The sequence below is a fragment of the Gemmatimonadota bacterium genome, assembly GCA_022560615.1.
In the GTDB taxonomy this organism is placed as follows: Bacteria; Gemmatimonadota; Gemmatimonadetes; order Longimicrobiales; family Gaopeijiaceae; genus UBA1138.
Genome location: JADFSR010000002.1, coordinates 83526 through 104937, shown reverse-complemented (window position 1 = coordinate 104937; position 21412 = coordinate 83526). Strand labels below are relative to the sequence as shown.

Here is a 21412-nt window from a genome sequence, read left to right as displayed (position 1 = left end):
AACGGGCTCGCTAACTTAACTGGCATGAACAGGTCACGCCTATCCGCCACCGTTCTTGTGATCGTGAGCTCGCTGCTCGCCTCAGCGTCCGCGGATGCGCAAAACGTCCGCGGATTCGTGTTCGGTGAGGAGAGTAGCGCGCCGTTAGAAGGGGTCCTGGTTCGACTCCTGAGCAGGACTCTCGAACCGATCGATACGGTCACCACCGACTTCCTCGGCCGTTTCGCTTTCCAGGCGAACGGCCCAGAGCGGTATGTGATCGTCGCAGAGCGCACCGGATACGGCTCGGCACCTCAGGTCATCGAGGTCGGCCCAATCGCGTTGGCAAGGGTCAGCGTGACGATCGCGATGCGGGCGATGGGCACGACGTCGGAGTCCGAAACGCTCGGCGATGAGCGCATCGCGCACCTTCGCGGCCGCGTGGTGGTCTCGGGCACGAACGATCCCGTGGAAGGAGCCTCAGTCACGCTGGTCGGCAGTGGAAAGACCGTGCTCACGCGCTGGGACGGCCGTTTCGTTCTCGGTGACGTGCAGCCCGGTCTCCAACGGATGCGGGTGGAGCACCTCGCTTACGCCGGACGAACCTGGGCGCTCGAGGCCGAGCCCGGCAGTGCATACGACGCACGGATCCCCATCGAGGTAGAGGCGATCACGCTCGACGGCATCGAGGTCACGGTTCGGTCCCGTGCGGTGGCGAGAAAACTCGAGCCGGTCTTCGAGCGCATGGAGCGGGGCCTTGGGGGTATTTTTCTGACCACGCACGATTTCCGACGGCGCGGCAACGGTCCGGTGGCACACATGCTCCAGGGGCTTCCTAGCACGCGAGTGACGGGCTCAGGCGCCTCCAGCTGGAGGCTCAGCTTCCGTCGTGGCTCGACAAACCTCCAAGCAGGATGTGCGCCTGAGATCTGGGTCGACGGCATCCGCATGGTGCGCTCAGGCGGCGATCTGTCCGAGTTCCTCGCGATGAGCACGATCGATGTTGAAGTCATCGAGGTCTTCCCGAGCGCGAGCAGTATTCCGGTGGACTACGCAACGTCGTCGTTCTGCATGGTCGGGATCTGGACCAAACGTGGGGGTTGAGCGCCGGCTGCACGCACTTCTCCAGACTGCGCGCGAGGCGGCCGAGGCGGCCGTCTCGATCCACCGCCGTGACGCGGGCAAAGTTGGGCTCGGTGATGCGAGAGAGAAGGCGAGAGCCGACTACGTCTCGAAGACCGACCTAGATGCCCAGGAAGCCGCGCTCGCGGTGATCGAGCGCAGTCATCCGGACCATGTCGTGCTTGCGGAGGAGGGCGACGAGACGGTCGAAGATCAGCTCGCACGCTGGGACGGTCGCCCACTCTGGATCGTCGACCCATTGGACGGGACGGCGAATTTCCTGCACTCTCATCCTCAGTATTGCGCTTCCGTGGCCGTCGCGGTGGACGGGCGGGCCGTGGCCGGGGCGGTGACGAGCGGGTCGACAGGGGAGCGGTGGTGGGCGGCTGAGGGCTTGGGTGCGTTCAAGGGCGGTCGTCGCATCCGAGTGTCCTCGGTGAGCCCCCTCTCGCGGGCGATGGTCGGCACGGGCTTCCCGTTCAAGGTGCTCGACATGCTCCCGGAGTACCTCGGGGAGTTCGATCGCGTGTTGCGCACGGTGTCGGGGGTGCGTCGAGGCGGCTCCGCCGCGCTCGACCTCGCCTACCTGGCTCAGGGCTCGCTCGACGCGTTCTGGGAAAAAATCCTCATGCCCTGGGACTTCGCGGCCGGAATCGTACTCGTCCAGGAGGCGGGCGGGGTGCTCGCTCGCCCCGACGGGAGCGCGCTGGATTTCGCGCCGGGCCCGGTGACCGGGGCGAACTCCGTGGAGTTACTGGACGAGCTGCGCTCCCTCCTCTGAAACTCCCCCCGGACCTCCACGTAGGACCGAGCATGCCGGCGCGGTCGCGCTGTACCGCTCCCGGAACGCGCTCGCCCTCGCCCACCCCGCTCCGCTGAGCTCCTGCTCGGCCTGCCGCTGCCGTCGCAGTACCGCTACCAGACCCGCAACGACGACAGACCCGAACTCGGAACGTCGATGGAGACCATGATCCAGGACCTCCGCTACGGCCTTCGCTCGCTCTGGAAGAGCCCCGCCTTCGCGGTCGTATCCACAGTGACGCTCGCGCTCGCGATCGGCGTGAACACCTCGATCTTCAGCCTGGTGAGCGTGATCATCTTCGCGGACCTGCCCATGCGGGAGTCGGAGACGGTCGCGCTCGTCCGAGGCGTCAATCCCGAGCTCGAGATCGACCAGGGCAGCGTGTCGCCCGCGGACTACATGGACCTCGTCGAGCGGTCGCGCAGCTTCGAGTCTCTGTCGGCTTTGACCGAGGGCCAGTGGGTACTCACCGGTCTGGACCAGCCGATCCGCGTCACGGGTCTGCGGTTCACGGCTGGACTGACCGAGACATGGAAGCTGCCACCCGTTCTGGGGCGTAGCTTCGCCGAGGGAGAAGATCAAAGGGGAGCCGAGCCCGTGGCGATGCTCTCGCACGGGTTCTGGCAAGACCAGTACGGCGGCCGTCCCGACGTCATCGGTGAGACGATCAGCCTCGACGGGCAGGAGCGCACGATCGTCGGGGTGACCCATCCCAAGCTCGAGTTCGCATCGTTCGCCACTGCTCAGGTCATCACGCCCTTGATACTCAACCGCGGGGATCCCGATCGCGCCCGTCGCTACCTCTTCGTATCGGGGCGGCTCGCGCCGGGCGTGACGCAGGAGATGGCCACCGAGGAAGTGCGTCAGATCGGGATGGATCTCGCCGACGAGTTTCCGGCTCAGAATCGGGGATGGGGCCTGTGGTCGGCTCCGGTCATGGAATCCCTGATCGACGAGGACGGCCGTCTGATCTTACTCCTGCTGCAGTTGACGGTAGGCATGGTGATCCTGATCGCCTGCGCGAACGTGGCCAACATGCTGCTCGCTCGGGCTACCACGCGGGCTCGGGAGATCGCGGTCCGGTCGGCGCTGGGAGCGGGGCGGACGAGGCTGATCCGTCAGCTTCTGACCGAGAGCCTGGTCATTTCTCTCGCTGCCGCAGGCCTCGGGCTCGGCTTCGCGTATGCGCTGAACAAGACCCTGGTTTGGATCTCGGCAGGCACGCAAGAGATCTTTCTCATGGCCGAGTTCGATGGCAAGGTACTCGCCTTTACGCTTCTCGTGTCGCTCGTGGCGCCCCTCGCTTTCGGACTCTTCCCGGCGCTGCGCGCGTCCGCCTCGGGGCCATCCGGCGCGCTGCGCGATGGGCGCTCCGCCGGTGGTGGACGCTCGGGCAAGCGCGCGCGCAGCGCGCTCGTGACGGCACAAGTCTCGTTGGCGCTCACACTGATGATCGTGGCCACGTTACTCACCCGTTCGGTGATCAACCTGCAGACGCGTCCGCTCGGCTTCGTCGCCGACGGTCTGCTCACGGTTCAGCTCGACCTGCCGCAGAACAGTTACGAGGAACCGGAGTCGCGGCTGCGGTTCTTCGCTCAGGCCCGCGAGGAAATGAGCGGTGTTCCGGGCATCGGCACGGTCGAGATGACCAGCGTCATTCCTGCCGCGGGTTTTGGCGCACGCCGCTCACTGACCATCGAAGGGCGCGAGGAGGTCGAGGGGCGCGCTGCCGCCACAGCACTCTTCGTCACGGTTTCCCAGGGGTATTTCGGCCTCATCGGGCTACCCATTGTTCAGGGTCGAGCGTTCACGCAGGCTGATGACGCGTCGTCCCTGAAGGTCGCCATTCTCAGCAAGGCGATCGCGGACAGATATTGGCTCGACCAGGATCCAGTCGGGCGTCGTTTCCAGATCGTCGGTGCCGAAGACTGGCTACAGGTCGTCGGCGTCGCCAGCGACGTACGCGGGACCCGTGACACCGACCGGGGATCTCCGGACATCTACGTGCCGCATACTCAGGACGCCCGCAGCTCGATGTACCTGGTCACGCGCACCACTGCGGACCGGGCCCGCTTGGCCGGCCCCATTCGGGACGCGATCTGGACGGTCGATCCGAATCAGCCGATCGACGCCATCCAGACGATGGTGCGCGCCCAATACTTGAGCGCATCGGGCAACTTCGCGCTACTTACGCTCTTCGTGACCTTCGCGGTATTCGCACTCTTCATGGCCGCGATCGGCATCTACGGGGTCATGGCCTACTCCGTCTCGCAGCGCCGAAAGGAAATCGGTCTACGCCTGGCGCTCGGCGCGGAGGTCGGCACCGTACGGTGGATGGTCGTCTCCGAGGGTGCCCGCATGCTCGCAGTCGGCATCGGCGTCGGTCTCCTCGCAGCGTTCGCGATCAGCCGACTGCTCGGTAACCTCGTATTCGGCATGAGCGCCACGGATCCGTTGACGTTCATCGGCGTGCCGCTGGTGCTCGCCGGCGTGGCGCTCGTCGCAAATCTCGTTCCGGCCATGAGGGCTACCCGCTTCGATCCGGCGGACACGCTGAGAGCGGATTAGGACGCCGCCCACGACAGGAGGCCCCCTGCTATTGGGGGCCTCCCCTCGATCGGACCCGGAAAACGAACGGGCCCGGGCTCTTAGCCCGGACCCGCTCGCCGTCCTGGTGCTGCCGGAGATCCACTTAGTTCTTGGCGATCTCGATCGTGCGGCCCTTGGCCTCCGGTGCCTTCGGGAGCAGAATGGTCAGTACTCCGTTCTCGAACGTCGCCGTGATGTCGTCGCCGCTGATAGTCCGCGGCAGCGAGAAGGAGCGGCGGAACGAACCGTAGCTGCGCTCCCAGACGTGGTACCGGCGCTCCTCGTCGCCCTCCGTGACCTGCTCGGTCTTCTCACCTGAGATGGTGAGCACGTTCTCTTCGAGCTCTATGGAGAGGTTCTCCTCCGAGAGCCCGGGCAGCTCGGCGGTGACCGCAAGTCCGTCCTTGGTCTCTGAGACGTTCACCGACGGCGTCCAGCTCCGCCTACTCGCCGACGGGTTGTCGAAGAAGCCGGCAATCCGGTTCTGTACGTCCTCGAGTTCACGCCAAGGGGAGTAGCTCGGGTACCGGAACCTATATTTCGTGATGGCCATGATGCCTCCTGATGTGTGTGGTTCATACGCCCACCAGAGTGCAACTGGCGTGCCACAAGATACGGGGACAAGTCTGCCAAATTGAACGATGACAAGAGGTTACAACGTCGATCGTCTGTCAGATTGGCTCTTGCGCAATGACGTTTACTGCCGATCAGGCAAGGCGAGCTCGAGCGCCCTGCGAGCCGCACCCATCGGGGGGTCGAGCGCCACGTCGACGAGGGGGAGGTCGTGGCCAGCGATTGCCGTCAAGAGAGGATCGCGCAAAGGGCCACCCTCCCAGATCAGTCCACCCCAAAGCGCGAGACGAGGCTTCTCCGACCACGGTCCCGAGCGCTCGACAACGGTGGTGAGGTGACGAGCCAGCATCTCGACTGCGCGTTCGAGGATCTCTACAGCGCCGGCGTCTCCGGCAGAGGCGGCGTGAGCGACATCGGGGACCAGCGCGGCGATCTCCCCCTTGCTGGCCGAAGCGACCCAGGCGACCAGCTCGGTCGGATCGAGCAAACCGAGGCTTTCCAAGACGGACTCTCGCAGCAGCGTCGCGGCACCCCGACCGTCTTCGGCACGGGCCACGCACCGGAGCGCCTCCATGACCATCCAATAGCCACTGCCCTCGTCCCCGACGTGCTGACCCCATCCACCGACGCGGTGCATGACACCACCTTCGTCACGGGCCCAGGCGATCGAGCCGGTGCCCGCGATCAGCATCACGCCCGGCCCGTCGCCGAAAGCGTCGTGGAAAGCCGCCTCCACGTCGGTCCCGACCTCGACCGACTCCGCGAGGCCCACCCGGGAGAGCGCCACGGTCACCGCATCACGGGCCTCTTCTCCACCTGCCCCCGCGAGCCCGGCCCACAGCGCACGGACCGGCAGCGTGACCCCCCCCTGCTCAGCGGCCGCACGGACGGCGGCCGCGACCGCAGACGCGGCCTCGTCCGGAGCTTCGGCGGTCACGACCGCGCCCTCGCGCTCGGCCCGAGCGATCTCCGCTCCGGTATCGTCGAGAACGACGGCGCGCATGCTGGTGCCGCCCCCATCGACGCCGACCACGAATCGGCTCACGCGGCTCGCTTCTGGAACAGGCCCGCGAGAGAACCCACCACCAGCGTCACCGTCGCCCCGGCCGGTACGTACCACGGCCACGCCATGCGATCCCGCAACACGACGACGGTCCCGATGCCGATGACGATCCCCAGGATCGCCGCGCCCTGACCCGGACGCTTCGTGAACAAACCGAGCGCGAACGCCCCCAGCAGCCCGCCGTATACCAGCGCGGCAATGCCAAGCGCGACCTCGACCGCCGCGGTGCCTTCCGACAACGGGATGAACAGGATCGCGCCGCCGATCAACAGTACCGCCCACACCAGGGTGAATGCTTTGCCCGCCTTGAGAACGCGTGACTCGTCGTCCCGGGCGCCCACGAGCGGCGCCCAGAAATCGTACGCCGTCGCAGACGCGAGTGAGTTGATCGAAGACGAGAGAGAAGACATCGCGGCAGCGAAGACCCCGGCGATGAGGAGCCCCCTCAATCCGGGCGGCAACTGCTGCACGATGAACGTCGCGAAGATCTCGTCCGTGCTGCTGAATTCTCGACCGCCGTAGAAAGCCCAAAGCCCCAGTCCGATCATCAAGAAGAGCAGGAACTGGAAGATGACCGCTACGCCGCTGCCGACGAGCGCTTTCTGCGCGGCACGCTGATCGGTGCACGTGAGCAGTCGCTGCACGATGAGTTGATCGGTGCCGTGCGACGCCATCGTGAAGACCGCGCCACCGATGACGCCTGCCCAGATGGTGTACGTGGTCGTGAGGCTCCACGTGAAGTCGACGACCTGCATCTTCCCGGCCGCGCCGGCGCTCGAGAAGACGCCCGACCAGCCGTCCGGTAGCGCGAGCTGGAGCGCGATGATCGCGACCACGGCCCCGAGCAGGTAGAGGCCCATCTGCACCACATCGACCCAGACGACTGCCTTGATGCCACCGAAATACGTGTAGGTGACGGTGAGCACACCGATCACCGCGATCGAGACCGGGTACGGCCACCCCGTGATCAGCGCCAGCGGGATCGCTGTGGCGAAGAGGCGCACCGAGTCGGCGAGCAGCCGCGTGACCATGAAAATCGCGGACGTCACCCGCCGGGCACCCAGGCCGAAACGGTCCTCGAGCAGCGCGTACGCGGTAGACAGCTCGCCGCGGTAGTAGGCCGGCAGGAAGATCGCCGACACCGCGATTCGGCCAGCCAGGTATCCGAAGGTGAGCTGCAGGAAGACGAGGCTGCCCGCATACGACACGCCAGGGACGCTCAAGAACGTGAGCGTGCTCGTCTCCGTGGCGACGATCGAGAGCATAACCGCGATCCACGGAAGCGAGCGACTACCGAGGAAGTAGTCGGTGCCGCCCTTCTGACCTCGTCCGAGCCAAGCGCCCCAGACCGTCGTACCGACGAGGTACGCGACGAGGACGACCACGTCGAGCGTTGTGAAACCGGTCACGGAAGGCCCCTTCCAAGCAACGCCTTCGCGTTCGTCACGACGCGACTCCCGGCACCCGACCCATGGAGGCGCGCGACGGTCGCAGGTTCCTGCCGAGCCACCAGAAGCAAACGACGGCAACGAAGAGCATCAGGACACCCCGGCCGGTGGCGCCGAAAATGATCGCACGCGCAGATAGAAGGCGCGCAGGACCGCGTCCTCTTCAGGCCGGGTGGCAAAGGTGACGAGTACGTCACCACGAGCGAGGCGACCATCGACGTCCCCGCCAGCCACCAGGGCAGCGAGCGCCCACCGATGATGTATTCGGTGATCGAGGAGCCGGCGCTTCGCGACATGGCGACTCCGATCCCCGCCGCGAACACGAAGTAGAGTGCGATGATCGCCCAGTCGAGGCGCGTCACGGAGCTCGCTTTCTGATGGCCTGGTCGGTGATGGCGAGCACCGCCGCGTCGTGGACGGCCCGCCTCAGTGGAATGTGCCTTTGGTTCTCTCGCGTCGGGTGCACGCGGTTGGTGAGCAGGATGACCCAGAGGTCCAACTCGGGATCGAGCCAGATCGACGTACCGGTATAGCCGGTGTGGCCATACGCGCTCGGCGTTACGTAGTCACCACCGGACGAACGAGGCGACGGTGTGTCCCAACCGAGTGCGCGCGAGGAGGTGCCGTCGTGGCGCGTCGTGAACATCTCGAGCACGCTGGGCTCGACGAGCCTCTGCGCACCGGCTCTGGCGACCGGACACGGCTCTCCGGCGATCTCCCCCGGCCTGCACGCGGGGGAGACGCCTCCGTTGAGCATCATGCGCGCGAAGACCGATAGGTCGACCGCGGTGCTGAACAGCCCAGCATGCCCAGCGACGCCCCCCATCGCGTCGGCGTTCTCGTCGTGCACGCGTCCCCACACCAGCTCGTGCCGCCACGTGCTGTCCATCTCCGTCGCCGCAATGCGCGGCCGCAAGGTCGCGGCCGGATTGTACCGGGTCTCGCGCATCCCGAGCGGCTGCCACAGCCGATCATTCAGGAAGTCGTCCAGTGATTGTTGCGCGACCTCTTCGATGACCCAGGCCAGCGTCATGATGCCGATATCCGAGTAGATCGTCTCGACACCGGGTTCGAGATCGAGCGGCTCATCGGCTGCGGCAGCCTTGTATGCCTCGACGCCCTCAAGGTCGAGAAACCAACGCCGGAACGGAGGCAACCCGGTCCGATGAAGGAGGAGCTGACGCACGGTGACTCGGCTCTTTCGATCGTCTCCTCTCGACCAATACGGCAGATACGACACGACGGGCGCGTCCAGGTCGAGCAGACCGTCTCCGACCAGCATCATCGCCGCGGTGGTCGTCCCGACGACCTTGGAGACCGACGCCATGTCCCAGATCGACGTCGTGGTGACGGGCCGGCCGCTACCGTACGCGAGCTCCCCGAATGCCTTGAGCGATACGAGCTGGCCGTGCCGTCCGATCGCCAAGGTGGCTCCCGAAGCCGCCGAGTCGGCGAGCGCGGCCTCGATGATCGAGTCGACGCGCGCGAGGCCCTCGGTGGACATGCCGACGGACGCGGGGTCCGCCACGGACTGATCCTGCCCGAACACCCGGCGATCGCCACGGTCGACGATCCCGGCGGCGACCAGCGGGTCGTCGACCGTGCGGGTATCGATCCGCGTCGTCGTCTGCGCGCGGTCGAGGCCGTCGCCGATCTCGGCCAGCGGCGGAATCGGGATCGGGAGCCGGCCCGTGATCGCCTGCTCACCGAACAGCGCCCCGAGCGCCGCACGCTGCGAGACCTCGCGGTCGCCCCACGCCACCAGGTAGCTGCTCACGTCCGGCAATGCCCTCACCAAGTACGGGCTCGCGAACGAAAGAAGCACGGTCGGCTTGCCGGTCGCAGTTTCGTTCACCAGAGCTCGCAAGGGCTCAGGCAGCGCCTCCTCGCCGGAGCCCACGGATGGCGGCACGTACACGCTCACGATGACCCGGTCAGCGTACGCCACCGCCTCGGCCGCGGCAGTGTACGCCGCCGCATCGCTGCGCTCGTCCAGGTGCACCTCCCGGGCCCCGGGCACGCGCTCCAACAGGCCTTGGGAGAACGCCCGGCTCGCCCATAGCCAGCTCGAGCGCGCATAGCGCACGTGTACGGTCTGAACCGGTGCCTCCGCGCGCAGCGGGACCAGACCGCCGTCATCGCGTACGAGCGTGATCGAGCGCACAGCCGCCGAGTCTGCGAGCGCCAGATGTGCTCCGGACCCGACCACCTCGTCGACCGCGTCGAGCGACACGAAGCGGTTCCGATGAAGACCGAGCTCGGCTTTCATCTCCAGCAGCTTGCGCGCCGAGTTCTCGAGACGGGTGCGGGTGAGTCGTCCGCTCCGCGTGGCCTGCACGACCGCGCTGATCGCGGCGGGCACGTCCTTCGGCGACAGGATCACGTCGGCGCCGGCCTCGAGGGCGCGCACGGAAGCCTCGCCGATCCCGTACGCGTCGGTGATCGCGCGCATCGTGAGCGCGTCCGTGAAGAGCACGCCATCGAACCCGAGCTCCGTCCGCAGCAAACCGGTGAGGATGTCTCGCGAGAGCGTCGCGGGTGGCCCGTCGGGACCGAGCACGTTGGGCAGCGCGACGTGCGCCGTCATGATCGCGTCGACGCCTTCCTGGATCGCCCGCTTGAAAGGAACCAACTCGAGGGAGTCCAGGCGCGCACGGTCCGCACTGATCACGGGAAGGCCGATGTGCGAGTCGACCGAAGTGTCCCCGTGGCCGGGGAAGTGCTTGCCGGTCGTATACGCCCCGCCTTCTCTGGCGCCACGAATGAACGCCGCACCCAAGCGCGCGACCAGTTCGGGGTCGGCGCCGAAAGATCGGCTCGCGATGACCGGGTTGTCGGGGTTGTTGTTCACGTCGAGCACCGGCGCGAAGAGCAAGTGCACGCCGCTCGCGCGTGCCTCGACGGCTGTGATACGCCCGTATTCGTACGCGAAGCGCTCGTCACCGATCGCGCCGAACGCCATCGTCGGCGGGAACGAGGTGCCACCGCCCTGCGGCAGCATGGACGGCAACGCGTACGAGCCGTTGATGCGCATGCCCGGTCCGCCGTTCTCGAAGTCGGCGGCCACCAGCAGCGGGATCTCGGCGCGTGCCTGTAAGGCGTTGAGCTTGGCCACATACGCATGAGGTGTCCCGATCGAGGGGGACACACCGCCGATGCGGTCCTCTACTACCCAGCGCTCGAGCGGCTCGAAATCCGGGCTGCTGGGCGACACGTACCCGCCCGGAATCCACTCGATGACGAGCTGACCCACGAGCTCTTCCAGCGTCAGGCTCTCGAGCGTCTCGTCGACCCAGCGGCGGGCTTCCGCGTCCAGCCCGTTGATGCGACCGAACGGCGCCGGCACGGTGACCGAGGGCGGAGCGCCACAGGCGGCGATCAGCGCGAGCGCCGCCATCGTCAGCACGCGCTTCCTAAGCACGTCAACGACTGCCACTGGCGCTCCGCCTCTGTGGAATCGTCACGCCGGCACCGATGTCGAAGAGCGGAGGAATGCTCGCGGGCGTCCGCCCCGTGATGGCGAACTCCCCGAAGAGCGCCTGTGCCGCCGCCGTTTGGCTCGCCTCCGAGCCGCTCCAGCCCAGCATGTAGGCCTGCACGTCCGGGAAAGAGGTGATCAGGTAGGGATTGCCGAAAGAGACCACGATATGCGGGACCCCGATCCGGTCGAGTCCTTCGATGAACTCCACGACCTCGTCCGGCAACGCGAGCGAGCCCTGGTACGAGACCGCGGTCACGTAGGTGCTGACGATCACGAGCGCTTGCCGGCGGGCCGCACGGAGCAAGTCCTGGTACACGGTCGGACTCACGTCGCGATCGAGGTCGGCGGTCGACAGGCGGGGGTACGTCGCCCTCAGACGCCGGTTGAAGTACCGGCCGGCGAGCACGTCCGACGGCCGGCGGAACGAGACCGACATGACCCGGGCGGTGCGGGTCCCGAGCAACGGCAGCAGGTTCCGGCCGTTCCTCAGCACCGTGATCGAGCGCCGGGCGACTTCGGCCGCAAGCTCGGTGTGGCTCGGGATGCCCACGGACTCCTGTATGTGCTCGATCGAGACCTTCCGGTCCAAGTGCAGCCCGATCGCTTCCTTGGTCTGGAGCAGGCGGCGAACCGACGCGTCGATACGCTCCTCCGAGATGCGCCCGGACTCGACCGCGGCCACGATGCCATCGATGGCCTGGGCGGGCGAAGGCGGCATGAGAATCACGTCGGCACCTGCTTCCACGGCACGCACGGCCGCCTCTTCGGCACTGTGTTGGCGCGTGATCGCGCTCATGTCCATCGCGTCGGTGAAGAGCAGTCCGTCGAACCCCATGTCCTCGCGCAACAGCTCGGTCAAAACCGCGTGGTTCAGTGTGGAGGGGGCGCTGTCGCCGTTCGAGATGCCGGGCACCGAGATGTGCGCCGTCATCACCGCGCCCATGCCGGCTGCGATCGCCGCCCGGAACGGCCTCAACTCGACGGAGTCCATGCGAGCCCGGTCATGGCGGATGACGGGCAGCGCCAGGTGCGAGTCGATCTCCGTATCGCCGTGACCGGGAAAATGCTTGCCCGTCGCGATTCCGCCGTTCTCCTGAATGCCCCGAACGAAGGCGGCGCCCAGTTCTGCGACCTTTTGCGGATCCGCCCCGAACGAGCGCACGTTGATGATCGGGTTGTCCGGATTGTTGTTCACGTCCAGTACCGGCGCGAACGGCACGTGGATGCCGACCGCGCGCGCCTCCACGGCCGTGACCCGACCCATCTCGTACGCGAGCCGGGCGTCTCCGGAAGCGCCGAGCGCCATCAACGACGGGAAGTCCGTGGCACCGCCGAGCTCGATGGTGCCCGGCATCTGGACCGCGCCGCGCAAGCGGAAGCCGGCGCCGGTCTCGAGGTCGGCGGCGACCAACAGTGGGATCTCCGAGTGGTCCTGGAAGTCGTTCAGCTTCGCGGCCACCTCGGTCGGGGAGCCCACCGACATGATCACACCGCCGATCTGCTGGTCCTGGATGTAGCCGAGCATGCGCTCGTGACTCGTGGTACCGTCCGGCGCGAAGTCGCCGAGCACCCACGGCATGATGAGCTGCCCGACCTTCTGGCGGAGCGTCATGCCCTCGAGCGTGCGCTCGGACCACCGGCGGGTCTCCGTCGCTTCCTCCCTGGGTGCCTCCGGGTGAATCATCGGTTCGAGCGGCGGGGTCCGCGGTCGGCCTCCCTCGTCGTTGGCCGGCACCTGAGCCGTGGAGTCGAGAACCGGTGGAGGAGGCGTCACAGCCGGGGGAGACGTCCCGGCAGGAGGAGATCCACACGAGACCAGCGCCGCTACGACAATCCACGCGGGCAGGGTCCGAACTACGATTCGGTGTTTGGGAGTGGTTGGTAGCGGCATCGCGTGTAACGAGTTGGTCAGGGGGTCGTTGACGGCGGCGGGCGCGACCCCGCAGCTTGCCGCATGACACGGACAAGACGGACGCGCGCGCTCCGCCGAAGCGCTGACGGACGGGAAGGTACCGGCTCCCTGAAAACGTCACAATCCTGTATTCCCGCCCTGTTCCTGGCTGTTACCCTCTGCGCTTGCGGCGTTCCTGGCAGCGACGCCTCTGTCGGTGCCGAAGCCCAGGCAGCGGCGACAGTGCGGGCGGGGATAGAGGTGCTGCTGTCGGACTCACTGCACCTGATACGCGGTCGCAGAGTCGGCCTCGTCACCAACCATACCGGCGTCTATTGGTCTCTCGCGCCACGAGCCTCCGACGCCGAGCGCGAGACCGCCACCACGATCGACGCGCTCCACGGCGCAGCGGACGCGGAGCTCGTTGCGCTGTACGGGCCCGAACACGGGATTCGCGGCGTCGAGCAGGCCGGCGCGCGCATCGACAGCGAAGTCGACGAGCGAACCGGAGTGCCGATTCACTCGCTCTATGGCCGGACGCTGCGACCTACGCCGGAGATGCTCGAAGGCGTGGAGGTTCTCGTCTTCGACATGCAGGACGTAGGAGCACGTTACTACACGTACGTCTCCACGATGGCGTACGCGATGGAAGCCGCCGGAGAACACGGAATCCCGTTCGTCGTGCTGGATCGGCCGAACCCGATCCGTGGGGATGTCGTGCAGGGGAACGTGCTCGACCCGGAGTACTCCACATTCGTCGGGCTCTATCCCGTACCGATGCGTCACGGGATGACGGTGGGTGAGCTGGCTCGCATGTACGTCGGAGAGTTCGGCGTCGACGTAGAACTGCACGTCGTGCCGATGGACGGGTGGCGGCGCGACATGACGTTCTCAGACACCGGGCTGCCGTGGGTGGCTCCGTCACCGAACATGCCGACGCTCGAGAGTGCGCTCGCATATCCCGGCACGTGCTTGTTCGAGGGCACCCCACTTTCCGTGGGCCGTGGCACCGACCGCGCTTTCCAGTGGGTTGGCGCCCCATGGCTCGAGGGTCCGGCGCTCGCGGAGTCTCTGAACGCATACGGGCTGGAGGGTGTGCGCTTCGAGGCGGCGACCTTCACGCCGGTGAACGCGGGCGACGGGAAGTTCGAAGGCCAGGAGATCCAGGCGGTTCGCCTGGTCCATGAAACCACCAGCTACGACGCGTCGAGGGCCGCGGTCGCTATGCTGCTCGAGGCCTATGCGATGTCCGGCGACAACTGGGCTTGGCGCGAAGCCCATTTCGATCGTCTCGCGGGGACAGACGCGCTCCGCTTGGGTATCGAAGCGGGACAAGACTTCGCTGCGCTGACGGCAGCGTGGGACGAAGGCGTGAGGGAGTTCGAGCGGTTGCGGCGTCCATACCTCATCTACTGACGACTCCCCTCGGAGCAATGATGCGACGACATCTATGCAGCCCCTCAGCGCCAGTCTCAGAGGGTCTTGAGAGTGTTACCCACACGTCCGCCTCCAAGCGACGTCGGCCAGGTCCAGCCGTGCGCCGATGCGCCTTCCTGGCAACCACGCGACCGCTTCCGAAGCGAGAGCGGCGTTTGGTTGGGATCATAGCCATTGGCTTAGTCGTGAAGTGACTATGGCCTCACCCAACGTCCTGGGCAATCGAGGAAACTCGCTCAATCACGAGTCTCAATCGGCGCTCCCACCACGCCGAGCGCATCCGCCAACCGAGACGGGTCACCCCGTACGATACGGCGCCCATCATGCCGACCAGAGGAAGCGCCCACGCCCCGCTGACGCCGAGAAGACCGGCGAGCGCGGCACCTCCGAAAATGCCCCCGAAGGATATCCCCAGGGCGTGGATGATACCCGCCTCCGTCGACTTCGTCGCGGACACGTCGATCTCCGTCCTTCCGTCACGAGAGGAGATTCCGATGATGACGGGCCCAGAACCCTCGTCATGGCTCCACTCCATGCGCCCGAAGACGTCCGCGAGCTCCCCTTTCTGTCCGATCACCGAGCGGATCGCTTGTAGGATTCGGTCCCGATCGACATCGCGAATCTCGCCGTCGACTTGAGACTGGAAGTGCCACATGTACGCGCCCCCGGCGAGTCTGCTCACCTGGCGCTCGACCGGCGAGCTGAGATGGGACGCGGCGACGTCGACGAAGCGTGGATCGATCCCCGCTTCCTGGGCGACTTGCCTCAGCTCCTCGAGCGTCAGGCCGCGCGACGAATCGAGCGTCAGAGCGTGGGAGCGCTCCTCCAACTCGGCAGCCGTCTGAAGGATGCGGCTGATTTCGTCGTCTCCGAATCGCCGTCCCGGTGGCCCGGAGCGGGCGACCGCGGTCTTCGGTTCCCTGCGGGCGCGGTCCTGCTGTCTCCCGTCGTCGTCCGTCACTGCGCCTCCATGGATGCCAGTCGCTACAAGGGATAGGGAAGGGATAGGGATAGGGAAGGGATAGGGATAGGTAATACAACCGCCCTATCGGGCGGGGAAGCGCGGTAGGTCGTAGTGTGGCACGGGACGGGGAGTAAGGGTCGGGCGAGTCGGGCGGAGAGCCGTTGCCGAGCGAGGCGCGGGTGGCGCTCGGATGATGGAAAGGGACGCGGGGATGTTCAGACGGGCGGGTCGAGGTGGCCGAATGGCTCAGCTTGTCCGGGCAGACAGCGGGGGGCAGACCCTCAGTCGTCGAACTCGTCGGGCAGCGACTGGTCGAACACGAATTCTGGGATGGGCTCGGCCTCGGTGGGATCGAAGACTGGGGTCTGGTCGAGGAGGAAGCCTCCCTGCGGGGGGCCGCGAGCCGGTGAGATAGGGGGAGGTGTGTGAGGGAGCTCGAGGTGCACGAGGATGGCGACGACCACGGGCGGGTCGGTGATGAAGGAGAGGATCCTCATGGGGCCGCCACACGCGGGGCAGAGCAGCGGCAGCACCTCGTAGATGCGAGCGAGCAGCACAGCCCATCGGATGCGAGCAGGGCTGGTGGTGCGAGTTGGCTCTGCATCGGTGGAGGGCTGTTGCGTTGGACTCGGGCTCGTTGGGCTAGGGAGCTGAGCGGTGGGTGTCTCGGCGTCGGGTCTGCCGATGTGGGTGACGGCGGCACGGAGTTTGGCATTCGGGGCCAGAACCCCGTGGTACCGGTGGCGGTGGACGCGTGGGGGTGTGACGAAACGAGCTAGCCGCTCGAGAAGCTGAATCGGAGAGAGCAGGAGCTCGGTGCGGCCGTCGGGCGCCGGCTTGGGTAGCCGATAGACGAGCCTGGCGACCCACCTCCGGTGGGTGCCCCGAGCCGAGGGACACGATACCGCCGGGGGCGTAGAGCCGTTCCAGCGCGAAGGGCGGACGAGCACAGTATCGGAGCAGCCGTTCGACGCCTGCTCGGTCGTCACCCTCGATGTGAACGGAGGCGTCGATGCTGAACCCGCCGGATCCCTGCCAGGAAAGCATGCCGTGGGCGTCAACCTCGTCGAGCAGGTCGTGGCGATGGAAGTAGCGCAGCACACGACTTTGCACGACGTGCTGCAGCTCGTCCCAGTGCTCCGGCATGAGTCGGGCGGCCTCATGGAAGCGCACCTCCCCGTCAGACGCGTGGGAGAACACGCCATCGAGCACAACAACGTGGAAGTGGAAGTGCGCGTTCAGAGATGCGCCGAACCGATGCTGGTTAGGATGTCAGAGTGCCGAATCCCATTGGTGCTGACGACCGATCGCTACACGGCGTGGTGGATCCAGCACCGCCTTCGCCGCACCCGCAAGGAGTTCGCCGCCGACCGCTTAGAGAAAAAGGGCACCTGAGAGTGTCAGCTTATATGTGTCGTATACAGTGCATGACTTGACACTATCCTCGGCTAGAGATCGAGGGGTATGAAAGATTATCAGCAGCTATGCGGAATCGCCGGCAGGTGAGGCGTGTCCGTCGTGTGCGACGCTTATTCATTGACAGTCAGGGCCCCGGTACCTATCCTGCCTTCGACAAGGAGGTAGCGACCATGAGGGAGCCCCATCCGAAGCGTGAGTTTCTGGAAGCCGCCGGAGCGCTGCACCCGCATCCGGAGCGTGTGCGGGCTCAGCTCTTCGAGCGCCACCGCTTCTTCGATCCCCTGGACAAGGTGCAGGTGAAGTACGAGATGCTGCGGGCCCATGCGGTGGACGGAGAGACGGTTGTGGCGGTCTCTCAGGCGTTCGGCTTCTCGAGGCAGACGTTCTACGGCACACTCCACGCCTTCGAGGAGCTGGGTGTCGTGGGCCTCACGGACGAGAAGCGGGGTCGCCGGGGCCGGGTGAAGTTGACGGAAGAGGACGTGACGTGGGTTGAGGCCCGGGCCGCGGAGGCCCCCGAGCTCAGTGGGCGCGAGCTCGCCGAAGAACTGTTCGACGAACGCAGTGTGGCGGTACATCGCAGAACGATCGAACGGCTCGTGGCGGGGGCCGGAAAAAAAACCGCTGAAGACACGCGAGGGGAGGCGGCCGGCCCCGCTGGCTCCCGGACAGAAGAGGGCTCGCCCTTCCCCTTCGTGGCCCTCGGCGGTCGTGCCCAGCAGCGCTACGAAGCGCTGCGTGCGTACATGCTTGTGCCGAGGGAGGGACGCGCCCGGGCGAGTGCCGCCCGCTTCGAGCTCAGCCGCTTCGAGCGCTTTGGCCTGCTCGGGCTCCTGGAACGGGACCCGGTGGGCGAGGCGTGGCGCGCGGATCGGGTGGGCACTTTCCACGTGGAGATGATCCCGGTGGGCACCGCGGACACGGCCGACCGTCGGACTCGCCTCTAGTTCATCGGCCGACTCACGAGCACGTTCCAGGGCTCCACCGACACGACGTTCTACATCATCGCGCTGTACTTTGGCTCTGTATCGGTTCGGAAGACGCGGCATGCGGTGGCTTGCGGGCTCATCGCGGACGCGACGGCGATCGTGGCAGGGATCTTCATCGCTTACTTGTTCTTCCATTAGCGGCTCGTAGCCGGAGCGCGCGCCCTAGCCCCCCACACCGGCAGTCCCCGAGTCCAACCAGTTCGCTTCAGGCTTGACGGACGTGACTCGCCTGTGTAGCATCGACCATCGATAATCACCTGTCGATAATCACCTGTCGATAATCACCTGTCGATAATCACCTGTCGATAATCACTCGTCGATAATTGTGGATTGTTCATCGCACGTCGGCGATAGGACGCGGGGACAGCCGATGCCAAAGACTCAGATCGACGAACGACCCACTCGCCCGCTCACGCCGGCTACGTTCCACATCCTGCTCAGCCTGATGCACGAGGCCGCCCATGGCTATCACATCAAGCGGATGGTCGAGGAGCGGACGTACGGCGCGGTCCTGCTCGGGGCTGGCACGCTGTACGCTGGCATCAAGCGGATGACCAACGACGGCCTGATCGAAGAGGCGGAAGCTCCGCGGGATGCCAGGGACGTCGAGCCGGGCCCGCGCTGGCGATTCTACGCGATCACGCAGCGGGGAGGCGAGGTGCTCGAGCGTGAGATTGCGCGGATGGAGTCGGACCTGGCAGCAGCTCGCGCCGTTGTGCGCAGGCCCGCGTAGTGTCGACCCCCGGCTACGAGATGACGCCGACTGTGGGCGAGCCCTCTCCGAGGTCTCATCGGCTACTGCTCCGGGCCTATCCGCAGTGGTTCAGGGATGAATTCGGCGCTGAGTTGACTGGACATCTGGCGTGCCAGCGCACGGAGCCGCGATACGCAGCGCGAGCAGTGGGCACGGCACGCTTTTGGTGGGACGCTGGGCTCGATGCGCTGGTGACGGGCGTGAAGCTGAGGCTGGGACGCATGAGCGAGCGCGCCTCGGGCCTCTGGAGTGGACGACGAGGAAGTGGCGATGGCCGGTTCGCCGGCGGCGCAGACAATGGACCGAACTGGGGAGGGGTAGAGGCGATGTTGGAAGCGATCATGAGGGACGTGCGGCACGCGATGCGCGGCTTGAGGAAGAACCCTGGCTACGCTCTCGTCTTCATCGTAACCCTGGGCCTCGGCATCGGAGCGAACACGGCGATGTTCAGCGCCGTGAACGGAGTGCTGCTGCGCCCGCTCCCCCACGCGGATGGTGATCGGCTCGTGTATCTCCGTCAGTCGGCTCTGCTCGCGGATACCGAAAACGCGCTGTTCTCGGTCCCCGAGATCGATGACTACCGTCGAGGAGCTCCCTCTCTCGAGGCGGTTGCGGAGTTCTCCGCTCTCACCTTCACGATGCTCGGCTATGACGCGCCGCGTCTCGTGCGGGCCGGAATCGTGACTGGGAACTACTTCGAGGTGATGGGGCTGTCGGCGACACTCGGCCGGACGGTGGGCATTGAAGACGCCGGAGAGGGCGCGCCTGCAGTCATCGTCTTGTCGGACGCATACTGGCGGAGTGCTTTCGGCGCCGATCCGGGCATCATCGGAACAACGGTCGAGATGAACGGACGCATTGCGACGTTCGTTGGAGTTGCCGAGCCGGCACCGCCGTATCCGGAGGCCACCGATATCTACGTGAACCTCGCGACGAGTCCGCACCACCTCGATGCGTCGATGAGCCATGACCGGCGCCACCGGATGACCGAGGTTTTCGCCCGGCTCGCGCCCGCGGCGACCGTCGAGTCGCTCCGCACCGAGGTGTCCACGATTACGGCGCGTATTCACGAGGAATACCCCGAGGCGTACGCCGCCACGTCGGGATTCGACGTAACGGTCACGCCGCTGAAGACACAGCTCACGGCCCGCGCACGGCCCACGCTCCTGCTTCTTCTCGGCACCGCGTTCTTCGTGCTGATCATCGCGTGTGCCAACCTGGCGAACCTCACGTTGACGCGGGTGCTGCGGAGAGATCACGAGCTGGCTATCCGCGTGGCGCTCGGTGGGAGTCGCGCAGCGCTCCGGCGTGAGCTCCTGGTCGAGAGCCTCGTCCTAGCCAGTGCCGGAGCCGCGCTCGGGCTGCTCTTGGCTTCCGTCAGCCTGAACCTGCTCATCAGCTTCGCCGAGCGATTCACGTCGCGTGCGTCGGAGATCGCACTCGACCCGTCGGTCTTCGCTTTCGCTCTCGTCGCCGCGGTCTTCGCCTCGGTGTTTTTCACGATGGTGCCTCCCTTGCCGGATGGCGACGGCGTGAGCAGGGCTCTGACGAAGGGCGGTACGCGCTCGACGGTGGGGGCTGGAGCGAAGCGCGCACAACGAGCGCTAGTGGTGGCACAGATCGGAACTTCGTTCGTGCTGCTCGTCGGCGCCGGGCTGCTCCTGCGCACGATGATGCATCTGAACCGGATCGATCCGGGGTTCGACGCGGCGCAGATCCTTTCAATGGACATTCCGCCCAATGCTCTCATGCGGGCAGATGAGGAGACGCGGAATCGATACCTGGCGATCGTGGAGGACGTGCGAGCGCTACCGGGCGTGGATGACGCGGCGCTGGCCATGTCGGTGCCGCTGAGCTCGAGCGGGAACTTCACGACCATGACGATGGAGATGGCCGTGGAGGGCGACGTACTCGTGCCGGGCGCTCCGCAGCCGAGGGCGGATTTCCGTGTGGTGTCCTCGGGCTACTTCTCGACGATGGGCATCGAGTTGCTTCGCGGTCGTGAGTTCACGTCGACGGATGTCGGGGACGCTCAGCTGGTCGTCGTCATCAACGAGTCGATGGCGCGGACCCACTTCGGTGAACGCGATCCGCTGGGTCAGCGTATCGCGTGGACCAACCCGTTGTCGTCTGCCGGGCCGCCCGAGTGGCGCACCGTCGTCGGTGTGGCAGCGGATACCAAGGACGGCGGCCTCGTCGCCGAAGTGTTCCACGCGATGTACATGCCGTATCAGCAGATGTTGCTAGCCGGCGCGCTCGTCGTCCGCGTGAGCGGAGACCCGGTGGCCGTCGCACCCGCCGTTCGTGAGGCGATTCTGGCACACGATTCGAATCAGGCCATCGACAACGTCATGACGATTGCGGCGCTGAGTAGCGAGTCTGTTGCACCGCAGCGGCTCAATGCACTGCTGCTGGGCGGGTTCGCGGTGCTCGCGCTGGTGATCGCAGCCGTAGGGATCGGCGGCGTGCTCGCGTTTTCGGTCGGGAGCCGCACGCGGGAGTTCGGTGTCAGGTGCGCGCTGGGGGCTAGGCGACAACAGGTCTGGTCCGGCGTGGTTACGGAAGGAGTCACGCTGGCGGCATTAGGCGTCTCCCTGGGGACCGTCGTCGCTGTGGTCATGACGCGCTTCATTTCGGGTCTATTGGTCGGAGTTCAGGCGCTGGATCCCGTGACGTTCGTCGCGGTGGGCCTGCTGCTGGGTGGCGTCGCGATCATCGCGGCCTGGGTGCCCGCGTGGCGGGCCGCTTCGGTGACCCCTATGGAGGCGCTGGCGGCGGAGTAGCGCATGGTGGGTGGCGGCTGAGCGCGTGCGGCCGCTGCACCAGCTGCTGATCCAGGTCCCATCGTTTGAACTCGTAGCGCTGCGTCGAGCGCGCCTGCCCCAACACCTGACACGCCCG

Annotated in this window: 14 protein-coding genes and 1 pseudogene; 7 read left to right on the top strand and 8 right to left on the bottom strand. The window is 66.4% G+C overall.

The window, feature by feature from the left end; genetic code table 11:
• Window positions 1-24 precede the first annotated feature (24 nt).
• From IIB36_02245 to IIB36_02235, 3 genes are all read left to right on the top strand, one after another.
• On the top strand, window positions 25-1083 hold the full coding sequence (locus IIB36_02245) for a carboxypeptidase regulatory-like domain-containing protein (protein MCH7530565.1): 1059 nt from the start codon (window positions 25-27) through the stop codon (window positions 1081-1083).
• Window positions 1073-1882: an inositol monophosphatase gene (locus IIB36_02240; GenBank protein MCH7530564.1), complete on the top strand. Its 810-nt coding sequence runs from the start codon at window positions 1073-1075 to the stop codon at window positions 1880-1882. Before IIB36_02245 ends, IIB36_02240 begins: the two co-directional genes overlap by 11 nt.
• A 177-nt stretch (window positions 1883-2059) precedes the next feature.
• Window positions 2060-4471, top strand: a complete 2412-nt coding sequence (locus IIB36_02235) for an ABC transporter permease (GenBank protein ID MCH7530563.1) — start codon at window positions 2060-2062, stop codon at window positions 4469-4471.
• A 124-nt stretch (window positions 4472-4595) separates the two neighbouring features.
• On the opposite strand, the gene IIB36_02230 is transcribed toward IIB36_02235, so the two are convergent.
• From IIB36_02230 to IIB36_02210, 5 genes are all read right to left on the bottom strand, one after another.
• Window positions 4596-5045, bottom strand: a complete 450-nt coding sequence (locus IIB36_02230; protein MCH7530562.1) for an Hsp20/alpha crystallin family protein — start codon at window positions 5043-5045, stop codon at window positions 4596-4598.
• A gap of 144 nt (window positions 5046-5189) precedes the next feature.
• Complete coding sequence (locus IIB36_02225) at window positions 5190-6110, bottom strand: hypothetical protein (GenBank protein MCH7530561.1); 921 nt, start codon at window positions 6108-6110, stop codon at window positions 5190-5192.
• Complete coding sequence (locus IIB36_02220; protein ID MCH7530560.1) at window positions 6107-7537, bottom strand: sodium/solute symporter; 1431 nt, start codon at window positions 7535-7537, stop codon at window positions 6107-6109. Before IIB36_02220 ends, IIB36_02225 begins: the two co-directional genes overlap by 4 nt.
• A gap of 397 nt (window positions 7538-7934) precedes the next feature.
• Complete coding sequence (locus IIB36_02215) at window positions 7935-11012, bottom strand: serine hydrolase (GenBank protein ID MCH7530559.1); 3078 nt, start codon at window positions 11010-11012, stop codon at window positions 7935-7937.
• Complete coding sequence (locus tag IIB36_02210; GenBank protein MCH7530558.1) at window positions 10999-12831, bottom strand: glycoside hydrolase family 3 C-terminal domain-containing protein; 1833 nt, start codon at window positions 12829-12831, stop codon at window positions 10999-11001. Before IIB36_02210 ends, IIB36_02215 begins: the two co-directional genes overlap by 14 nt.
• A 360-nt stretch (window positions 12832-13191) precedes the next feature.
• Between IIB36_02210 and IIB36_02205 the strand changes: the two genes are divergently transcribed.
• Window positions 13192-14364: a DUF1343 domain-containing protein gene (locus IIB36_02205; protein MCH7530557.1), complete on the top strand. Its 1173-nt coding sequence runs from the start codon at window positions 13192-13194 to the stop codon at window positions 14362-14364.
• 223 nt (window positions 14365-14587) lie between these two features.
• Here IIB36_02205 and IIB36_02200 read toward each other — a convergent pair whose 3' ends face one another.
• The 3 genes and pseudogenes from IIB36_02200 to IIB36_02190 form a co-directional block, all read right to left on the bottom strand.
• Window positions 14588-15346 carry a hypothetical protein gene (locus IIB36_02200; protein MCH7530556.1) on the bottom strand — a complete coding sequence of 253 codons (759 nt, stop codon included), beginning with the start codon at window positions 15344-15346 and terminating at the stop codon, window positions 14588-14590.
• 284 nt (window positions 15347-15630) lie between these two features.
• The gene (locus IIB36_02195; protein ID MCH7530555.1) at window positions 15631-16338 is read right to left on the bottom strand and encodes a transposase; all 708 of its coding nucleotides are present in this window, start codon (window positions 16336-16338) and stop codon (window positions 15631-15633) included.
• Window positions 16262-16591: pseudogene (locus IIB36_02190) on the bottom strand (transposase). Before IIB36_02190 ends, IIB36_02195 begins: the two are co-directional and overlap by 77 nt.
• A gap of 347 nt (window positions 16592-16938) precedes the next feature.
• Between IIB36_02190 and IIB36_02185 the strand changes: the two are divergent.
• The 3 genes from IIB36_02185 (at window position 16939) to IIB36_02175 (ending at window position 21294) form a co-directional block, all read left to right on the top strand.
• Complete coding sequence (locus tag IIB36_02185; protein MCH7530554.1) at window positions 16939-17715, top strand: helix-turn-helix domain containing protein; 777 nt, start codon at window positions 16939-16941, stop codon at window positions 17713-17715.
• Between the two features lie 412 nt (window positions 17716-18127).
• Complete coding sequence (locus IIB36_02180) at window positions 18128-18490, top strand: PadR family transcriptional regulator (GenBank protein ID MCH7530553.1); 363 nt, start codon at window positions 18128-18130, stop codon at window positions 18488-18490.
• Window positions 18490-21294, top strand: coding sequence for an ABC transporter permease (locus IIB36_02175; GenBank protein MCH7530552.1), 2805 nt, complete (start codon window positions 18490-18492; stop codon window positions 21292-21294). The genes IIB36_02180 and IIB36_02175 overlap by 1 nt, the downstream gene beginning before the upstream one ends.
• Window positions 21295-21412: the final 118 nt, after the last annotated feature.

What these genes read in the sequence shown, in the direction of transcription:
- IIB36_02245 (MCH7530565.1), top strand. Translation starts at nt 25, where the DNA reads ATGAACAGGTCACGCCTATCCGCCACCGTTCTTGTGATCGTGAGCTCG.
- IIB36_02180 (MCH7530553.1), top strand. Translation starts at nt 18,128, where the DNA reads ATGCCAAAGACTCAGATCGACGAACGACCCACTCGCCCGCTCACGCCG.
- IIB36_02235 (MCH7530563.1), top strand. Translation starts at nt 2,060, where the DNA reads ATGGAGACCATGATCCAGGACCTCCGCTACGGCCTTCGCTCGCTCTGG.
- IIB36_02230 (MCH7530562.1), bottom strand. Translation starts at nt 5,045, where the DNA reads ATGGCCATCACGAAATATAGGTTCCGGTACCCGAGCTACTCCCCTTGG.
- IIB36_02185 (MCH7530554.1), top strand. Translation starts at nt 16,939, where the DNA reads ATGAGGGAGCCCCATCCGAAGCGTGAGTTTCTGGAAGCCGCCGGAGCG.